Below are 17,527 nucleotides of genomic sequence, written 5' to 3'. Positions count from 1 at the left end.
GAACAGCCCGAGAAGGAGAACCACGATGTGTCTGGGGATACCCGGTCAGGTGGTCGACATCGTCGACGCCGAACAGCATCTGGCCAAGGTGGACGTGAACGGCGTCCAGAGAACGATCAGTGTGCGACTGCTCGCCGAAGAAGGTCTCGTCGTCGGTGACTGGGTGCTCGTGCACGTCGGTTTCGCGATGGCGAAGATCGACGAGATCGAGGCGCAGCTGACGTTGGATCAGGTGCAGAAGATGGGCGCCGACTACGTGAACGAGATCGACGCGTTCAACTCGTCCGAAATCGCGTGACTACAGCAAGAACGAGGTAACAGGGATGAAGTTCGTCGACGAATTCCGGGACCCGGCGGCGGCACGCGCCCTGGTCAAATCCATCACCGAACTGGCCCGTGGCGACGAGTTCAAATTCATGGAGGTGTGCGGCGGCCACACCCACACGATCTACCGGCACGGCATCGAGCATCTCCTGCCGGAATCGGTCGAACTGGTGCACGGACCGGGATGTCCGGTGTGCGTCATCCCCATGGGCCGCGTCGACGACGCCATGTGGCTGGCCGAACAGCCCGGCGTCATCTTCACGACGTTCGGCGACATGATGCGGGTGCCCGGATCCAAGGGCAACCTCATCGAGGCCAAGGCCCGTGGCGCGGACGTCCGCTTCGTGTATTCGCCGCTGGACGCGCTGAAGGTGGCACTCGACAATCCCGACCACCAGGTGGTGTTCTTCGCCGTCGGGTTCGAGACGACGGCACCGTCCACCGCGGTGACGTTGGTGCGCGCGCGGGCGCTGGGCGTGAAGAACTTCAGTGTGTTCTGCAACCACGTCACCATCGTTCCGCCGATCAAGGCGATCCTCGAGTCCCCCGACCTGCGGTTGTCGGGTTTCCTCGGTCCGGGCCACGTGTCCACCGTGGTGGGGCTGCGGCCGTACCGGTTCGTGTCCGAGGTATACGGCAAACCGATGGTGGTCGCGGGCTTCGAGCCACTCGACATCCTCGCGTCGGTGCACATGCTGCTCCAGCAGATCCGCGAGGGCCGCTGCGAGATCGAGAACCAGTACAAGCGCGTGGTGCGCGCGGAGGGCAACGTGCAGGCGCTGAAGCTGATGGCCGAAACGTTCGAATTACGCCCGCACTTCGAGTGGCGCGGGCTCGGGTTCATCTCTCAGAGCGCGCTCAAGGTCCACCGGAACTACGCGGAATTCGACGCCGAGGAGAAGTTCTCGATGCCGGGTGTGCGGGTGGCCGATCCGAAGGCGTGCCAGTGCGGTGAGGTTCTCAAAGGCGTCATCAAACCGTGGGAATGCAAGGTCTTCGGGACGGCCTGCACACCGGAGACGCCGATCGGCACGTGCATGGTGTCCCCCGAGGGCGCGTGTGCCGCGTACTACAACTTCGGCCGGCTCCACCGCGAGACGGCGCAATTGCTGGGTCAGCGAGGCTGACCGGTGATGCCGCGCGAACACAGGATGCCGTCCGGGCATCGAGTGTTCGCGCAGTATGCGCACGCCCCGAATGCCTTGGGCTACTGCGGCCCTCCCGGTTCGGAGCGACTGCAGGCGGTCGCGTGCGGTGCGGCGCCGGATACCGACGTGGTGGCGTTGGCGAAGCAGTTCAGCGGCGCCTGGCCGTACCAGGAGGTGATCGCCCGGCTCGCCGGAATACCGGACCCCTTGGACGAGAGAGTCGTTCGAGCCTACTGGACCTCGGACGAACTCTCCGACCGCGTCGACCGCGCCGAGTTCGGCGCGGCATTGCTCGCCCGCCTCGCGTCGCAGGCCGGCCACTACTGGAAACACCTCACCGAGGACCTGCTCGGGGAGGCGGCGCCCACCCACAACTTTCACGTGTTCGGCGTGTATCCGTGGTCGCGGCTGCTGGACACCGGAATGCCGCAGCCGCTGCAGGTTCTCGACTCGTGCCGCATCCGCTGGGGTGAGGTGGTCGGCATCGATCACGACCGGGCCGTCGTCCGGTCGCGTCGCCTGTCGTGGGACGGCACCCAGCTGTCCCTCGGGCCCGAACAGGACGACCCGGCCGACTACCGCGTGCCCGAAGGTGCTTTCGTCGCCGACCTCACCGTGGGTGACCGGGTGGCGGTGCACTGGGATTTCGTGTGCGACCGTCTCGATCCGGATCGGGTGGACCGGTTGCGCGGGCAGACGGAATGGCAACTTGCACAGACCAATCAGCGACTGCTTCGGCGAGCGACCCCGACCCCGACCTCACGGAAACGGACCGACACGAACGTTTCCCCGCTACCATGACTACAACTCACGGCCTGTGGCCGGATCGGAGCCGATATGAAGAAGATCCTGAACTCGTTGTCCGAAGAAGAGTTCGTGCTGATCCGCGAAACCAAGAAGGCGCAGATGGCCGACTTGGACGAGGACAAGCTGATCACACTGCACACCCGCATCCGCCGTGCCCGCAACAAGCACGTCAAGCTGTACCGCCAGGAAGGCGCAGTGAAGGTCGCGGACAAGGGCGCGCGCGGAGCCGGTAAAGCGGCCAACACGCGCAATGCCGACAAGGTGGAAGTCTTCGAGGCAGCACTCAGCAGGGTGAGCGGCCAATTGGCGACGGCGGCCCGCGCGAGCGCCCGCGAACTGAAAGACGAACGCCTCGCCCGCGCCCGCAGCGACTCCCCGTCCTTCAGCGAACTCGGCGACAGCAACGGCAAGGTCGGCTCGTCCGGCAAGGAACGCGCCGACGCCACCCGGAAATCATCCGGGCGCAAGAAGTTCGAAGCATCCACCATCGCCGCAGGCGCACGACGGCAAGCGAAGAAGGACAAGCGGTAAGGCCCCGTCGCCCGTCGTCAGACGCGCACCACGCGCATCCCCGCAGCTTCGAAAGACGCGGTCTCCCCGGTGTCTGCCGAGTCGTCGGTGACGATCGTGGTTCCCGGAGGGATCGGCGCCCACGCATGGAAGGGGCGCTGCCCGAGCTTCGCCGCGTGCGCGAGCACGTACACCTCATCGGCACGGGCGATCATGATCTCCTTGAGGCGCGTCTGCTCCAGCTCTGCTTCACAGATCCCCAGATCCGCGGTGACGGCGTCCGCGCCGAGAAACGCGCGATCGAACGTGACGCGTTGGAGCGTGGCCTCGGCCAACGGTCCGACGAACCCCTGACTGAGGTGGCGGAGTGTTCCGCCGATGCACTCGACCCGCACGGAGTCCGCGTCGGCCAGCGATTCGAGGGCGGTCAGACCGGCCGCGATGACGGTGATGTCGTCGATCTCGCGCAGAAACTCCCCCATCGCACCCACGGTGGTGCCGGCGTCGAGCAGGATGGTCTCGCCTGGCCGGACCTGGCTCGCGGCCCATTCCGCGATCGCCCGCTTCGCGTCGAATCCCTCGAGAGCGCGCTGGCGGAGTGACGATTCCTGCTGGGGGTCGAGCGCGATCGCGCCACCGTAGGTCCGGGCGATCAGACCCTGGGACGTGAGCTGACTCAGGTCCCGCCGGATGGTGGAGGCGGTGACACCGAACTGCGCCGACAGGTCGTCGACGCTGGCCAACCCGCTCGACCGGGCCAGTCGCACGATCTCGGATCGGCGTGCTTCCGACTCGCGAACCGCCATGTTTCGTCCCCCTACTTCACAACCGCTGTGCTGGTTGCCAATTCGGCAGCCTGACGAAGAGCTTCGACCATACTACCGGCCTCGGCAATACCCTTGCCTGCGATGTCGAAGGCGGTGCCGTGGTCGACGGACGTCCGGATGACGGGCAGTCCCACCGTGATGTTGACCCCCGCCTCGATGCCGAGGACCTTCACCGGTCCGTGCCCCTGGTCGTGGTACATCGCCACGATGAGGTCGTAGTCGCCGCGCCCCGCGAGGAAGAACGCGGTATCCGCCGGCAAGGGTCCGTGGACGTCGATACCGTCCGCCTTCAGCACCTCGACCGCGGGAATGATCTTCTGCTCCTCTTCCCCGTAGCCGAACAGCCCGTGCTCGCCGGCGTGCGGGTTGATGCCGCACACCCCGATCTTCGGCTCCGGGATACCGGAGCGCACCAGCGCGTCGTGCCCACGCCGGATCGTCCGCTCGACGAGCCCGGGTTCGATCTTCGCGACGGCGTCGAGCAGGCCGATGTGGGTGGTCACGTGGATCACCTTCAGCTTGGGCGTCGACAGCATCATGGACACCTCCTCCGTGCCGGTGAGGTGCGCGAGAAGTTCCGTGTGCCCCGGGAAGATGTGGCCGGCGGCGTGCAGCGCCTCCTTGTTGAGCGGGGCCGTGCAGATCGCCTGCACCTCCCCGCGTACCGCGAGTTCGCTGGCGACGCGGATGTACTCGTAGGCCGCGTGACCGGCGACCGAGGACAGTTCGCCCCACGGCAGGTCGTCGGGAAGGAGGTCGAGATCGATGACGTTGACGCGCCCGGGTACCGACTGCGCGTCCGCGACCGACTCGACGGTCACGATGTCGACGTCGATGCCGAGCACATTCGCCGCGAGACGAAGCCGCTTCGCGTCGCCGATGACGACCGGTGTGCACCAGGACCGGGTGGCCTCGTCCAGCAAGGCGGGAACGATCACCTCGGGGCCGATTCCGGCGCCGTCGCCCATGGTGACGGCGACGACGGGAAGGTTCGCGGTATCAGTTGACGCTGTCATGTGAGGTCCTCGCTGTGTGGGGGTGTGGGTGGGCGGCTGAGCGCCGCGCAGGTAGGCCGTGATCGCGGCGAGACTGGTCGCGTCGCCGAAGCTGCCGGGCCTCGTGACGACTCGCCGTCCGTCGGACGCCAGGGAGGCGACGGCGCCGTGGTGCACTTCGTGGACCGGCCGAAGCGACGTGATCCCCAGCGCGTCGACGACGGCGCGGGCCGTCTCACCGCCGGTGAGCACGAGGTCGGCTCGGCGGTCGTTCTGCAGGGCCGCGACCAGCCGTCCGAGCGCCGCCGACAACGCCCGGGCATTCGACGGCTCCACGTCGCCGGAGACCGTCACGACCGCAGGACCGTCGTCGAGAACGTGCCGCAGGGGTGTCGGGTCCACATCGCCGCGGAGAAGTTGCGACGCGTCGACCGGCACGTGCCGCACACCGTCGGCGACCAGCGACGCAACCTGTTGCACGGCAACGGGTTCTGCGGTCCCGACGACGATCAGGACGGATTCCGCCCGCCTGGTCGCTGTGGTGGGGACGTGTCGGAGCGGCAGCGTGCGGGCCACCGCCGCCGCGAGGGCGGAAGTCCCGACCAGTCGCACTCCGGGGATTGCCCGGCAGGCGTGGACGATCGAGTGGAGATCCTCGTCGGTCTCGACGTCGCAGATCGCGATGGCGCCGGCGGACACCGCGCGGGCGAGCGCCCGTTCGACACCGGGACCGCGGTGCACGCAATGCGTGGGACTGTCCGGAAAGAGTTCGGCTATCGACTCCGGCGGCGGCGTGGATTCCGCCGACCACACCCCGGCCCGGTGGAGCGGCGTCGCTCCGACGTGCACGACGCCGTGGCGAACGGTCCGGCCGAGCGCCGGCAGCCCTGCTGCGACGACCACCGGACCGGTGTCGGCGAGGATTCCCACCTCGGGCCCGATGTTTCCGCGGAGGAGTGAGTCGATCTTCTTCACCACGAGCGCATCGGACGGAACTCGGGCGAGCGCGTGCCGAACCGCGCGTGCCGCATCCTCCGGGCTCATCGACCGCGTATCGAGATCCGCGATGACGACTCCGCCCGGTTCATGCGTTTCGGCGGCGCCGAGAAGGAGCGATACGGGCGCACTCCGATCGAGGAACGCGCTCGCCACTTCGGCGGCACCGGACAGGTCGTCGGCGAAGACCGCGACGGTCGGATCGGATCCGATCGATTTCGGTCTCATGATGCCGCCTTCGCCCGGGAATCTGCGCGTTTCGTGCATTTCATGGTAGCAGTTTTGCGCGTTACGCGCAGACTGTTCACAGGGATGCTCCCGCGCACTGCACGATCGCCTGACCCGTGATGCTTCCGCCGTACGGTCCCAGGAGGAATCCGATCAGTCCTGCCACCTCGCCGGGGGCGATGAATCGACCGAGCGGCGGGACCCGCGGAGGCGTCGACGTGCGAGCCGGATCGTTCAGCATCGGAGTGTCCGTCGGACCGGGGGCAACCACGTTGACAGTGATCGCCCGGTCCACCAACTCCGCAGCCCAGGACCGCGACATTCCCACGAGTGCCGACTTGGTGGCGACGTACTGACTCTTGCCCGCCGCTCCGGACATCGTGCGGCTGCCGACCAGGACCACCCGGCCGCCGTTGCGCATCGACGGAGCGAGCGCATTGACGAGAACCTCCGCGGCTGCGACGTGAATCCGCCACATCTTCAGGCCGTCGTCGACCTGCAGTTTCCCGAGAGGTGCTGAGGATTGCAGGCCGGCGGCGTGCACGACGGCGTCCACCGAACCGGCGGCGGCCGCGTGCTCCGAGAGTGCGTCGAGGTCGCCGAGATCGACGGCCGTCCAGGAGAATCGGTCGTCGTCGATGCCGGGGTCGCGTCGGCTGAATCCGGTGACCGACCATCCGTCGCCGAGAAGCTGCCGGGCGGTGGCGGCGCCGATGCCGGAGCTGACCCCGGTCACGACCGCACGCTTCGAGTCGCCGTGCGTCACGACCGGCCCCCGTCGGCGACCCAGGCCTGATCGAGCTCGACGTACTCGATCGCCTGCCGGAACCGGGTGAACGCGACGTGCAGGCGGCCGTCGTTCCCGGCGGTGATGCTGGGGTACGAGTACTCGCGGTTCAGCCCGTCACGAGAATTGTTGGACAGGCAGTACCCGTCGCCGATCTCGATGTCGCGGCGAACCGGCCACGTCCGGCCCCCGTCCTCGGACATCGCCAGCGTCATCGGGGCGCGGGGCGCACCCCAGAACGCGCTGCGACTGTCCCCGTCGTCGAGCGGCTCGAGCTCCGGGTCCGCCTGCTCGGGCACCCCGTCGGCGAGACCGTCGTCGTCGATCTCGTCGTACAGGGACGTCCGCCGCGCGGTGGCGTTCGCCGCGCTGGACTCGTTGAACACCAGGGCGAGACGGTCGCCCGGAAGCACGACGAACTGGATGGACGAGTTGTTGTTGGGAAGCTCGGTGGCCTCCGGCTCGGTCCAGGTATCGCCGTCGTCCGTCGAGACGCTGCGGTAGATCGAGTCCGCCCAGCGGCTGCGATAGAGGGCCACGAGGGTGCCGCCGGCGAGGCGGCCGATGTTCATGTGCACGCAGCCGACGCTGCCCGGCACAGTCACCTCGCGCCAGGAGTCGCCGTGATCGTCGGAGATCATCACGCTGCTGTAGTCGCGATCGCCCACCCACTTGCGGCCCTCGATGCGGACGCAGTGGAACACGGGGAGCAGGAGCCGCCCGGTCGGGAGTGCGACCACCGGCTGTCGCACGAACACACCCCCGGCGTCGGTCTCCGGCAGCAGCGTGTGCGCCTCGCCCCACGTTCGGCCGCCGTCGGCGGAGATGCGCCGCATGACCCGTGCGGTGTCCTGGTTGCCGGCGTGCTGGGACGTCCACAGGAGCCACACGGTTTCCGTATTCGTCACGTGGAGAACAGGATTCTGTTCCGAACGAGTCGGGTCGTCGGACAGCTGCACCGGCTCCGACCACGCGTCTGCATCCGGGGCGAGCCGGGAGAACCAGACGCTGATGTCCGGCACGCCCTCCTGGGTGCCCGCGAACCACACGCATCCGAGGGATCCGTCCGGCAGGACGGTGAGATTCGCCGCGTGGTTCTGCACCTGCGGTGCGGGAAGCAGGGCGTCGCGTCGACCCGCCTCGACGTCACGGACGACGCCGTCTGTGGATCGGGTATCGGTTGCGGGACTCGGTGTGGTCATCTGCGTCTCCAGTGCGTGGATAGGGGCGGGCGAGTTCTCGGTGCGGCGGTCACGTCACGTCTAGGCACGCAGCGCCGCGACACTGAGGTCATAGGAGTTCGTGGGGCGCAGCGCGACACCGTCGATCCGTGAGCGGCGCGCGAGAACCGCTTTCGGAACGAACGCCCACAGGCACGGGCACGTGTCCCAGATCTGGCGCTGCGCGTCCGCGAGGAGTTCGGCGCGCCGGACGGCGTCGGCCTCCTCCGAGGCCTGGGTGATGGTCCGGGTGATCTCGGGAAAGATGTACCCGTGGTAGGTATCCCGGGTCTCTTCCTTCTCCGCGGTGCCGGCGTACATGCCCTGCATGATGGTGAGGGCCAGACCGGTCGGGCTCGGGAAGCCGTTGCCCAGCACGTCCCAGTCGCCGACCTTGCCCTGCCGCCACTGCGAGATGTCGCCACCGGGTTCGAACTGCTGGAGAGTGGTTCGCACGCCGACCGCGGACAGCATCTGCAGCACCGACTCCATGATGTCGGTGTCGGCCGCGAACTCGCCTGTCTCCCAGATGATCTTCAACTCCAGATCCCGGATCCCGAGAGCGTCGAGTTCGCCGCGGGCGCGGGCGGGGTCGTAGCTGTACTCACCGGTCTCGACGGCACCGTCGAGAGTGAGGGGAATGACGCCGCGCGACTGGGTGGCGGAGCCCTGCAGAACCTGGTCGACGAGGGCGCGCCCGTCGATCGCATACGTCAGCGCCCTGCGCACCCGCGCGTCGGCCAGCGGGTGCCCCTGGGGTTTCCGGAAATTGAAGAAGAGCTGATTGAGCCGGACACCGTCGATCCGATCGATCGCCACACCCGACAGTCCGGCGAGCTGGTCGGCCGCATCCGGGGTGATGCTGTCGATCACGTCGACCTCCCCACTCCGCAACGTCACGACGCGGTTCGACTCGTCCGGAACGAAGCGGACGCGCACCGATTCGATCTGTGCCGGTGTTCCCCAGTAGTTCTCGTTGCGAACCAGGGTGTAGTTTCCGGTGCCGCGATCGCTCTCCGTCACGAGGTACGGTCCGGATCCCACCCCGGACTGCAGTTCCTCCGGCACGTTCGCGGCCGCCGGGGTGATGAGGATGTTCGACATGAGGTAGTCGAGGACCGGGACGGGTCGCTGGGTGTTCAGGGTGAAGCTGGTGTCGTCGATCTGCTCGACCGTGGGCCATTCGGGAAAGAACCCCCCGACGAAGGAGCCGTCGACCTGGCTGTACATCTGGAGGGCTGTCGCGACGTCCCGAACCTGCACCGGGGTGCCGTCCGAGTACCGGATGCCGGGACGCAGGTGCACGAACCACTGGGTGGGTGCGACGAGTTCGAACCGGTCGGCCAGCACCAGCTGGGGGCGCAGGTCCCGGTCGATCTCGGTGAGGGCCTGCCGCACTCCCCGCTGCACCGTCAGCGCGGCATCGAATTGGTTCAGCTTGTTGTCGAGGCTCACGAGCGAGCGGTTGAGGGCCAGGCTCACGGTCTTCGGTCCGGGCGTTCCGGTCGGCGTCGCACATCCCGCCGCGGATCCGAGCGTGAGGCCGGCTCCGAGCAGGAGACCCGACCTGAGCAGCGTTCTCCTCGAAAAGCGCTGTTCGAAAAGAGAATTGGTCATCATCGACCTCTCGGGACTATGGGTATGGGGCGCAGCGATCAGGCACGGCGCGAGGTGGTTGCCCACCAGGCGATGTGATCGCCGGCACATCCGAACTCTACTCAGAGTTGCTTGAGATGCGCAAGATGGCGGCAAGACTTGCGCACAACGCGCATTAGTGCGATTGTGAGCTGAGTTACAAATGAAGCTGCTGTACCCGACACGCCGCGGTGTCGACACCTCCATCGCCGGCGTTATCGAAAGGTCGACGATGACCCCTCACGCAGACACCGAACGGCCGGTGACCTCATGACGCAGCACGCCGCCGACACGGCATTTGCAGCCCAGCCCACCGGCTCGGCATCACCGGCTCCCCGCCGGACCCCGACCTCCCGTGTCCCGAGGGTGCTGACGGCGGCCATGCCCCGCTACGTCGCAAAACGGCTCGCACAGAGCGCGCTGGCCGTCTTCCTGACACTGACCACCGTGTTCGTCCTCATCCGGATGGCGCCCGGCGATCCCGCCTACTCGATGGCCGGACCGCTGGCCAGCACCGAGGACCTCGCCCGCATCAGGGCGGACATGGGTCTCGACCAGTCCGTGTTCACCCAGTACCTGCTGTATCTCCGCGGCCTTCTCCACCTCGATCTCGGCACCTCGTATTCGTTCCAGGCACCCGCCTTCGACGTCGTCCTCGCTCGGCTGCCGTACACGATCACCCTGTCCGTCGCGGCGATCGTGCTCACCACACTGGTGGCCATCCCGCTCGGAGTGTGGATGGCGCGCCGCGCCGACACGAGGCGCGAACTCGGCGCCAACGTCGTCACGATCGCCGGTCAGTCCATGCCCGACTTCTGGACCGGACTGATGCTCATCACCGTGTTCGCGGTGCTGATCCCGATTTTTCCCGCGGCCGGATTCACCACCTGGTCCAGCCTGGTGCTGCCCACCGTGACCGTGGCCGTGCTGCAGATCGCCCTGATCTCCCGCATGGTCCGCCGCGAGATGGTCGGCGCGTTCGCCTCGCCGTACATGACCGTGGCCCGGTCGCGGGGCGTCCCGGAGCGCGAACTCATCTGGCGGTACGCCCTGCGGAATTCCGCGATCCCGGTGCTGACCGCTCTCGGTACCCGGTTCGCCTCGATGCTCAACGGCGTCGTCGTGGTCGAGGTCGTCTTCGCGTGGCCCGGCGTGGGATCGCTGGTCGTGCGTGCACTCGAGACGAGGGACTACCCCCTCATCCAGGCCACCGTCCTGGTGACCGCGGTTCTCGCCGTCCTCGTCCAGCTCCTCGTCGACCTCTGCTATCCGCTCCTCGACCCGCGCGTCCGACTCGGAAAGGGAACGACGAAATGACCACCGTCATCGATCCCCCGGCGCAGGAGCGGCCGAGCGCCGTGACCACCCGGGACATCGCCCGGGCCGGTGCCACCCGGCGCGCCCGCGACAGCCGCGTGAAGATCTGGGTGGGCACCGTCTGCGCCCTCGCCGTCATCATGCCCGTCGCACTGGCGCAACTGCTTCCTCTGCCCTCTCCGGACGCCACCGACCTCGCCCAGCGGCGCCTGCCACCGCTGACGGACGGTCACCTCTTCGGGACCGACCAACTCGGCCGGGACCTCCTGTCCCGCGTCCTCTACGGCGGACAGGTGTCGCTGACGATCGGAATTCTCGCGGTCGTCGTCTCCGGACTGATCGGCCTGTGCCTCGGCGCACTCGCCGGCTACCTCGGCGGCTGGACGGACACGGTCGTGAGCAGGCTGCTCGAGGCCCAGCTGTCGCTGCCGCTCCTCATGATGCTGCTGCTCGTCGTCGCCCTGTTCGGCCCGTCGATCCCGGTCATCACGTTCGTCATCGCGATCGCCCAGTGGCCGGAGATCGCCCGGCTGACCCGCTCACTCGTCCTCGTCGAACGCGAGAAGCCGTACGTGGCGGCCTCCCGGGTACTCGGACTCGGACGCACCGCCATCCTGTTGCGCCACGTGATCCCCAACATCATCAAGCAGGCATCCCTCGTCGTCCTGCTGCTGCTCGCGCAGGCCGTCCTCCTCGAGAGCGCACTGAGCTACCTCGGCGCAGGACCGCAACGCCCATTCGCCACCTGGGGCCGGATCATCTCCGACGGCCAGGACTACATCACCACCTCGTGGTGGCTCGTAACCCTCCCCGGCCTCGTCATCGTGCTGCTCGTGATCGGCGTGAACCTGCTCGGCGACGGGCTCCGCGACCGCCCGGCACGGTCGCCCGGGAAGCGCCGCGGGCTCCTGCACCGATTCTCGTTGCGGAAGGAAGAGGTCTGACATGGGGAATCTCCTCAGAGTCGACGAACTGCAGATCGAACTCATCACCGCCCGGGGCGTCATCCGCGCAGTCGACGGCGTGTCCTTCTGCATCGACGCCGGCGAAACCGTGACCATCATCGGTGAGTCGGGGTCGGGTAAATCGACCACCGCGATGGGCATCCTCGGCCTGCTGCCCGACGACCTCGCCGTCCTCTCGGGCGCGGTCCGGTTCAAGGACTGCGACATCCTCGGACAGAAGAAGGCTCTCGCGAAGGTCCGGGGACGGCACATCGCGCTGATCCCGCAGGATCCGATGACGGCACTGAGCCCCGTGCACACCGTCGGGTCCCAGCTGCGGGAGGCGGTGCGCCACAGCGGCATCACCGGAAAGGCGAAGGAAACCGCGCGGGCCGTGGAACTGCTCGAGCAGGTGCGGATCCAGAATCCGGCGGGACAACTCGGGAAGTACCCCCACCAGCTGTCCGGCGGCATGCTGCAGCGTGTACTGATCGCCTGCTCGCTCGCGTCGGGTCCCGAACTGATCGTCGCCGACGAACCCACCAGCGCCCTCGACGTGACCGTGCAGGCGAGCATCCTCGACCTGCTGCTCGAACTGCAGGAGCGCACGGGCGTCGGACTGCTCGTCATCACCCACGACCTCGGCGTCGCCCGGTTGATGTCGGACCGCATCTACGTCATGAAGGACGGCCGGTTCGTCGAGAACGGCGGGGCCGAAGACCTCGTCCTCCATCCTCGCAGCGCGTACACCAAGAAGCTGCTCGACGCCGTGCCACGGCTCGGCGACTACACCACGACCGTAGGAGCATCGACATGAGCGCACCGCTGCTGTCCGTCGAAGATCTCGTCGTCGAATACCCGGTCCCCGACGGTGTGTTCCGCGCGGTCGACACCGTCAGCTTCTCCGTGGACAAGGGGGCGACGCTCGCCGTCGTCGGCGAGTCCGGGTGCGGGAAATCGACCATCGCGAAGGCGATCGTCCGACTCCTCACACCCACGTCCGGCCGCATCCTCGTGGACGGTGCCGACATCGCGCAATTGTCGGAGAAGGCACTGCGGCCCTTCCGGTCCCGCGTGCAGATGGTCTTCCAGGACCCGTACGGATCGCTGGACCCGCACTTGACCGCCGTCGACATCGTCGGCGAACCGCTCCGCCTCCAAGGCGTCCGGAGCAAGTCCGAACGGGCGCGCAGGGCGGCGGCGCTGATCGATCAGGTCGGCCTGCCCACCACGGCGCTCCACCGTCGACCCGCCGAGTTCTCCGGCGGTCAGCGGCAACGCATCGGTATCGCCCGGGCTCTGGCGAGCGGACCGGAACTCCTCGTGTGCGACGAGGCCACCAGCGCGCTCGACGTGTCGGTGCAGGCTCAGGTGCTCGACCTCCTCCGCGAGATCCAGCACGACACCGGTCTGACCTACGTCTTCATTTCCCACAACCTCGGCGTCGTCCGCGAGATCAGCGACACCGTGATCGTCATGTCGCGCGGACGGGTGGTCGAAAGCGGTTTCACCACCGATGTTCTCGAACGTCCCGCCGAGCCGTACACCCAGGCGCTCCGCGCCGCCGCGCTCGATCCCACCACCATGGTCGGGATCAAACCCCGTCACATCGTCTCGCGCCCGCCCGGCGCAACCGAGGTTCCCCGAACCGTATCCCGAGGAGTAGCTTGATGCCCGAACTCGACCTGACCTCACTCGTTCTCGGCACGATGACCTTCGGCGACACCGTCGACTTCGACGGTGCCGCCGCTATGGTCGACGCCGCGCTCGACGCCGGCATCACCCATGTCGACACCGCCAACGGCTACGCCGGCGGAGAGTCCGAACGCATCCTCGCCCGACTGCTGGGCACGCGTCGCGACCGTGTCACCCTCGCCACCAAGGCGGGAATGCCCCACCCCGACGCGGGCGACAACTCTCCGCTGTCTCCCGCGGGCCTCCGCGCGAGCGTCGAGGCGAGCCTGAAGCGACTGGACACCGACTACGTCGACCTGTTCTATCTCCATCAGCCCGACCGAGCCACACCTCTAGCCGACACTCTCTCCACCGTCGCCGATCTCGTGTCGGAGGGCAAGATCCGCGCCCTCGGTGTCTCCAACTTCGCGGCCTGGCAGATCGCGGAACTGAACCACACGGCCGACGCCGTCGGCGCACCCCGCCCGATCGTGGCCCAGCAGCTGTACAACCTCCTGGCCCGGCGGATCGAGGAGGAGTACGTCGAATTCGCCTCGGTCACCGGACTGATCACGATGGTCTACAACCCACTCGGCGGCGGTCTCCTCACCGGACGGCACTCGTTCGACGCCCAGCCGGCCGATGGGCGCTTCGGCGATTCGCGGTTGGCGCAGATGTACAAGGAGCGGTACTGGAACACCGCGATCTTCGATGCGATCACGCAGTTGTCCGTGATCGCCGACAAGGCCGGCATCCCGCTCACCGAACTGGCTCTGCGCTGGCTCGTGTCCAAGCCTGCGGCGGGCCCGATCCTCCTCGGTGGATCCAAGGTGGCACACCTGCAGTCGAACATCGCCGCTGTCGCGAAGGGCACACTCGACGACGAACTGATCGACGCGTGCGACGAAGTGGGCAGCGCCCTGCGCGGACCCATGCCCAACTACAACCGCTAGGAGGCATCGCCCTGATGAGCGCCCAGGAATTCGCCGCCCGACTCCGCGGCCGGGAACGGATCGTCGGCTATTGGTCCGTGATCGACAGCCCGGTGTCGACGGAATGGCTCGCCCACGTCGGCTGGGATTACATCGCCCTCGACCTCCAGCACGGCCTGATCGGATACTCCGGCATGGTCGCGGGGCTCACCGCCATCGACGCCTCAGGCTCCACGGTCGGCATGATCCGGGTCGAGTCGAACGATCCGACACCGATCGGCCGGGCACTCGACGCCGGCGCGGCGGGCGTGATCGTTCCGCTGGTGAACACCGCCGAGGAAGCGGCCCGGGCCGTTGCGGCCGCGACATACCCGCCTGCCGGCGTTCGCTCGTACGGGCCGATGCGCTCCCAACTGCGGATCGGCCCGAACCCGGCGGACGCCAACCGCCACACGGTCGTCGTCGTGATGATCGAGACACCGCAAGGACTGGCGAACGTGGAAGAGATCTGCGCCGTCCCCGGACTCGACGGGGTCTACGTCGGGCCGTCCGATCTGCGCCTCGCCGTGGGTGGTGCGCACCCGAACGACCCGAGCGTGGACGACGAGTTCGAGGCGGCCCTGGTCCGCGTCCGTGAGGCTGCCGCGGCGTCAGGCATCGCGGCGGGCATCCACACCCCCGACGGTGCGGTGGCGGCTCGCCGACTCGCGGAGGGATACACGTTCGCGACCGTCGCGTCCGACCTCACCCATCTCAAAGCCGCCTCTGCCGCGCATCTCAAAGCCGCGACCGGGGAATGACAGGCGCTCCGCGCCCGTGCGCCTTTTTGGTTGTTCGCGCTACCAAAAAGGTGCACGGGCGGCGAAGCCGCCTGATTCTGAATTCCTTGCCCAAGGAAGAGATGCAACAAAGGATCGAATCATGCCTGACATCATCGAGTTGATTTTCGACGACCACGAGTGGTTCCGACGACAGTTCGCCGCACTGGACGAACTGAAGGCTCGCCGCCGGGTGGACATCACTGCCGTAGAGGCGGTGTGGACCCCGTTGGCGAAACGCCTGGATCTGCATGCCGCGGCCGAAGAGGAAATCTTCTATCCCCAACTTCTCCGCGTCAGGGAGGAGGACGCGGAGGAGGAAACCCTCGACGCGATCGGGGACCACAACGACATCCGCGACGGCGTCCGTGCGGCGGCGGGGTATCCGATCCTCTCCGAGGAGTGGTGGGCGGCTGTCGGCCGAACGCGCCGGGCCAACGATGAGCACATGGCCGAGGAGGAACGCGAGGGGCTGGCAGATTTCCGGACCGCCCCGGCAGAACTTCGCGAATCGCTCGGGCGACGCTTCGCCGAGTACTTCCTCGTTCACCGTTCCACGAGGGATGCGGACACCTCGGACAAGGATCCGCAGGAGTACGTCCGGGAGGTCGAAGAGGGGCTCGACGAGGACAGCAGCGCGGGATCGCTTCGGATCGGAAGCTTGAAGGGCCGGTAACGACGCACTCCCCCACATCACAGACCGCGCGGTCTGTGTTCTATAGTTCGGCGGTCCGCGGCATCGGGCCGACCGGTTCTGTGGGGAGATGGGGTTGTGGCGCGAGTTTCCCGTCCGATGCCCGATGCGCTTCCCCCGATGTCATTCGAGCGGAGCGTGCCGCGCAGGTACGTCCATCGCCAATCCGTGGCCGAGGTCTTCCTCACCGACTGTGTGTCGCTGCCGGGGCCGGATCGGTTCGTGGTCGCCGCGCAGTGGCCCCGCCTGCACGGGTTCTACCGCGCCCGGGGCGGGAGCTACGACACGATGCTGCTGGCGGAAACGCTCCGGCAGACCGCGATCTACCTGGGGCACACCCGCTTCTCCGTTCCGCTGCCGAACCGGTTCGTCATGCAGCACCTCCGGGTGCAGGCGGTGCCCGGCGCGCTCGAGGTGGGCGCGGCGGCCGCCGAAGTGATCGTCGAGGTCACCGTGTCCGAGCACGTGCACCGCGGCGGGGCGCTGTCCGCATTCCGCGTGGACCTGCGGTTCCGGCTCGGCGGACAGGACGTCGGCACTGCAACGGGTCACGCGGCAGTGTTTCCTCCGGCCGCGTACTCACGGGCCCGGTGGGGTGAGCGCGGACCGCGGTCGATCGGGGCGTCGTGGTGTCCCGCGCCCGTTCCGGCGGGGCTGGTCGGTCACGTCGACGACGCGCACGTGGTCCTGGGTTCACGGCGTTCCGAGAACGAGTGGGAGTTGCGGATCGACGACACGCACCCCGTGCTGTTCGACCATCCGTGTGATCACATTCCCGGGATGCTGCTGCTCGAGGCATTCCGGCAGGCCTCCTGCGCCCGGCTCGGCGTGCCGGAAGCGCACCTCGTTTCGCTGGGCGCCACGTTCCACCGTTTCGCCGAACTCGACGAGCGGGCCACGATCCGCCTGGACGTGGTGGACGACGGCGCGCTGTCGATCCGCGGATCGTTGGTGCAGGGCGGAGTGGCGGTCGTGCAAGGGACCGCGGCGCTGGCCCCTACCGCGGTGAGCGCATGCGCGCGCTAGTCGGCGTCGTCGGGTGTCCAGCGGGCCCGGCGGATTCGGGCGATGTCCTGATGCCGGGTCGCGGGCATGATCCCGGGGAGCAGGAACCCCCACATGTCGTCGACACGTTGTTCGAGGTCCGTGCGCTGCGTCAGCACCTGGGAGACGGTCTGGACGCCGGTGAAGGCGCCGATGACGAACCGCGCCAACCTCGGCGGGTCGATGTCCGGGAGGAGATCTCCCTGCTCGACGGCCCGCGTGGCGAGCATCTCGCAACTGTTGATCCAGTCGAGATAGGGGTCGGCGGGCCCCTGGTCGTCGGCACTGAGTTCGAGGGTGATCCGGATACCGGCCCGCACGATCGGATCGTTCACGATCTGCCGGGCCATCTCGTGACAGAGCATCACGATCTGCTCGATCGCCGAAACCTGCTCGCGGCCGATCGCCTCGACGGACGCGATGGAGATCCGGTGTTGCTCGCCGATGATGAATCGCGCCAGATCCTCTTTGGAGCGGAAATGGAAGTACAAGGCCCCCTTCGTGATTCCGGCATTCTCGACGATGTTGCCGAGTCTGGCTCCTTCGAACCCCGACTTCTCGAACATCTCCGCCGCCCCGCGGACGATCTGCTGTCGGGTCGCCGCAGCACGCGCCTGCTGAACCACG

The 17,527-nt window shown here is 67.7% G+C and carries 18 protein-coding genes; 12 read left to right on the top strand and 6 right to left on the bottom strand.

Annotation, left to right across the window (positions count from 1 at the left end; all coding sequences use genetic code 11):
• Window positions 1–25 precede the first annotated feature (25 nt).
• Genes QM806_RS21705 through QM806_RS21690 form a run of 4 tightly spaced genes read left to right on the top strand, consistent with a single transcriptional unit; the run spans window position 26 to window position 2,810 of the window.
• Complete coding sequence (locus tag QM806_RS21705) at window positions 26–298, top strand: HypC/HybG/HupF family hydrogenase formation chaperone (protein WP_005244643.1); 273 nt, start codon at window positions 26–28, stop codon at window positions 296–298.
• Between the two features lie 25 nt (window positions 299–323).
• Window positions 324–1,451: a hydrogenase formation protein HypD gene (gene hypD / locus QM806_RS21700; protein ID WP_005258643.1), complete on the top strand. Its 1,128-nt coding sequence runs from the start codon at window positions 324–326 to the stop codon at window positions 1,449–1,451.
• A gap of 24 nt (window positions 1,452–1,475) precedes the next feature.
• Entirely contained in the window at window positions 1,476–2,273 is a 798-nt protein-coding gene (locus QM806_RS21695) for a DUF6390 family protein (RefSeq protein ID WP_043789823.1), read from the top strand.
• A 36-nt stretch (window positions 2,274–2,309) separates the two neighbouring features.
• Window positions 2,310–2,810: a hypothetical protein gene (locus QM806_RS21690; protein WP_005566573.1), complete on the top strand. Its 501-nt coding sequence runs from the start codon at window positions 2,310–2,312 to the stop codon at window positions 2,808–2,810.
• A gap of 17 nt (window positions 2,811–2,827) precedes the next feature.
• On the opposite strand, the gene QM806_RS21685 is transcribed toward QM806_RS21690, so the two are convergent.
• The 5 genes from QM806_RS21685 to QM806_RS21665 all read right to left on the bottom strand — a co-directional run bounded on the left by QM806_RS21685 (window position 2,828) and on the right by QM806_RS21665 (window position 9,459).
• A complete protein-coding gene (locus tag QM806_RS21685) occupies window positions 2,828–3,595 on the bottom strand; it encodes a DeoR/GlpR family DNA-binding transcription regulator (RefSeq protein ID WP_005244647.1) in 768 nt (255 codons plus the stop codon).
• A gap of 11 nt (window positions 3,596–3,606) precedes the next feature.
• Entirely contained in the window at window positions 3,607–5,835 is a 2,229-nt protein-coding gene (gene pdxA / locus QM806_RS21680; RefSeq protein ID WP_133986061.1) for a 4-hydroxythreonine-4-phosphate dehydrogenase PdxA, read from the bottom strand.
• A gap of 76 nt (window positions 5,836–5,911) precedes the next feature.
• Window positions 5,912–6,601, bottom strand: coding sequence for an SDR family NAD(P)-dependent oxidoreductase (locus tag QM806_RS21675; protein ID WP_005566569.1), 690 nt, complete (start codon window positions 6,599–6,601; stop codon window positions 5,912–5,914).
• Complete coding sequence (locus QM806_RS21670; protein ID WP_005566567.1) at window positions 6,598–7,824, bottom strand: sialidase family protein; 1,227 nt, start codon at window positions 7,822–7,824, stop codon at window positions 6,598–6,600. The genes QM806_RS21675 and QM806_RS21670 overlap by 4 nt, the downstream gene beginning before the upstream one ends.
• A 60-nt stretch (window positions 7,825–7,884) precedes the next feature.
• Complete coding sequence (locus QM806_RS21665) at window positions 7,885–9,459, bottom strand: ABC transporter substrate-binding protein (protein ID WP_043789819.1); 1,575 nt, start codon at window positions 9,457–9,459, stop codon at window positions 7,885–7,887.
• 288 nt (window positions 9,460–9,747) lie between these two features.
• Here QM806_RS21665 and QM806_RS21660 point away from each other — a divergent pair, with 288 nt between their 5' ends.
• From QM806_RS21660 to QM806_RS21625, 8 genes are all read left to right on the top strand, one after another.
• The gene (locus tag QM806_RS21660) at window positions 9,748–10,794 is read left to right on the top strand and encodes an ABC transporter permease (RefSeq protein WP_240482720.1); all 1,047 of its coding nucleotides are present in this window, start codon (window positions 9,748–9,750) and stop codon (window positions 10,792–10,794) included.
• Entirely contained in the window at window positions 10,791–11,738 is a 948-nt protein-coding gene (locus tag QM806_RS21655) for an ABC transporter permease (RefSeq protein WP_005244653.1), read from the top strand. The genes QM806_RS21660 and QM806_RS21655 overlap by 4 nt, the downstream gene beginning before the upstream one ends.
• A gap of 1 nt (window position 11,739) precedes the next feature.
• The gene (locus QM806_RS21650; RefSeq protein ID WP_120659754.1) at window positions 11,740–12,555 is read left to right on the top strand and encodes an ABC transporter ATP-binding protein; all 816 of its coding nucleotides are present in this window, start codon (window positions 11,740–11,742) and stop codon (window positions 12,553–12,555) included.
• Window positions 12,552–13,409, top strand: a complete 858-nt coding sequence (locus QM806_RS21645) for an ATP-binding cassette domain-containing protein (protein WP_005565468.1) — start codon at window positions 12,552–12,554, stop codon at window positions 13,407–13,409. The genes QM806_RS21650 and QM806_RS21645 overlap by 4 nt, the downstream gene beginning before the upstream one ends.
• The gene (locus tag QM806_RS21640) at window positions 13,409–14,365 is read left to right on the top strand and encodes an aldo/keto reductase (RefSeq protein ID WP_054246006.1); all 957 of its coding nucleotides are present in this window, start codon (window positions 13,409–13,411) and stop codon (window positions 14,363–14,365) included. Before QM806_RS21645 ends, QM806_RS21640 begins: the two co-directional genes overlap by 1 nt.
• Before the next feature lie 14 nt (window positions 14,366–14,379).
• Window positions 14,380–15,144, top strand: a complete 765-nt coding sequence (locus QM806_RS21635; protein ID WP_054246005.1) for an HpcH/HpaI aldolase family protein — start codon at window positions 14,380–14,382, stop codon at window positions 15,142–15,144.
• Between the two features lie 121 nt (window positions 15,145–15,265).
• On the top strand, window positions 15,266–15,838 hold the full coding sequence (locus QM806_RS21630; protein ID WP_054246004.1) for a hemerythrin domain-containing protein: 573 nt from the start codon (window positions 15,266–15,268) through the stop codon (window positions 15,836–15,838).
• A gap of 96 nt (window positions 15,839–15,934) precedes the next feature.
• Window positions 15,935–16,882: a ScbA/BarX family gamma-butyrolactone biosynthesis protein gene (locus QM806_RS21625; protein WP_081315258.1), complete on the top strand. Its 948-nt coding sequence runs from the start codon at window positions 15,935–15,937 to the stop codon at window positions 16,880–16,882.
• Here the strand turns inward: QM806_RS21625 and QM806_RS21620 are convergent.
• On the bottom strand, window positions 16,879–17,526 hold the full coding sequence (locus QM806_RS21620; RefSeq protein WP_005244660.1) for a ScbR family autoregulator-binding transcription factor: 648 nt from the start codon (window positions 17,524–17,526) through the stop codon (window positions 16,879–16,881). The genes QM806_RS21625 and QM806_RS21620 overlap by 4 nt on opposite strands.
• Between the last annotated feature and the right edge of the window lies 1 nt (window position 17,527).

Source organism: Rhodococcus sp. IEGM 1351 (assembly GCF_030056875.1).
Lineage (GTDB): Bacteria > Actinomycetota > Actinomycetes > Mycobacteriales > Mycobacteriaceae > Rhodococcus_F > Rhodococcus_F opacus.
This window is presented reverse-complemented; position numbering and strand designations above follow the sequence as displayed.

Bases quoted from the DNA above. Each gene is read 5' to 3' on its own strand.
- QM806_RS21630 (WP_054246004.1), top strand. From the start codon at position 15,266: ATGCCTGACATCATCGAGTTGATTTTCGACGACCACGAGTGGTTCCGA.
- QM806_RS21645 (WP_005565468.1), top strand. From the start codon at position 12,552: ATGAGCGCACCGCTGCTGTCCGTCGAAGATCTCGTCGTCGAATACCCG.
- QM806_RS21650 (WP_120659754.1), top strand. From the start codon at position 11,740: ATGGGGAATCTCCTCAGAGTCGACGAACTGCAGATCGAACTCATCACC.
- QM806_RS21655 (WP_005244653.1), top strand. From the start codon at position 10,791: ATGACCACCGTCATCGATCCCCCGGCGCAGGAGCGGCCGAGCGCCGTG.
- hypD (WP_005258643.1), top strand. From the start codon at position 324: ATGAAGTTCGTCGACGAATTCCGGGACCCGGCGGCGGCACGCGCCCTG.
- QM806_RS21660 (WP_240482720.1), top strand. From the start codon at position 9,748: ATGACGCAGCACGCCGCCGACACGGCATTTGCAGCCCAGCCCACCGGC.
- QM806_RS21685 (WP_005244647.1), bottom strand. From the start codon at position 3,595: ATGGCGGTTCGCGAGTCGGAAGCACGCCGATCCGAGATCGTGCGACTG.
- QM806_RS21665 (WP_043789819.1), bottom strand. From the start codon at position 9,459: ATGACCAATTCTCTTTTCGAACAGCGCTTTTCGAGGAGAACGCTGCTC.
- QM806_RS21690 (WP_005566573.1), top strand. From the start codon at position 2,310: ATGAAGAAGATCCTGAACTCGTTGTCCGAAGAAGAGTTCGTGCTGATC.
- pdxA (WP_133986061.1), bottom strand. From the start codon at position 5,835: ATGAGACCGAAATCGATCGGATCCGATCCGACCGTCGCGGTCTTCGCC.
- QM806_RS21640 (WP_054246006.1), top strand. From the start codon at position 13,409: ATGCCCGAACTCGACCTGACCTCACTCGTTCTCGGCACGATGACCTTC.
- QM806_RS21705 (WP_005244643.1), top strand. From the start codon at position 26: ATGTGTCTGGGGATACCCGGTCAGGTGGTCGACATCGTCGACGCCGAA.
- QM806_RS21670 (WP_005566567.1), bottom strand. From the start codon at position 7,824: ATGACCACACCGAGTCCCGCAACCGATACCCGATCCACAGACGGCGTC.
- QM806_RS21635 (WP_054246005.1), top strand. From the start codon at position 14,380: ATGAGCGCCCAGGAATTCGCCGCCCGACTCCGCGGCCGGGAACGGATC.
- QM806_RS21695 (WP_043789823.1), top strand. From the start codon at position 1,476: ATGCCGTCCGGGCATCGAGTGTTCGCGCAGTATGCGCACGCCCCGAAT.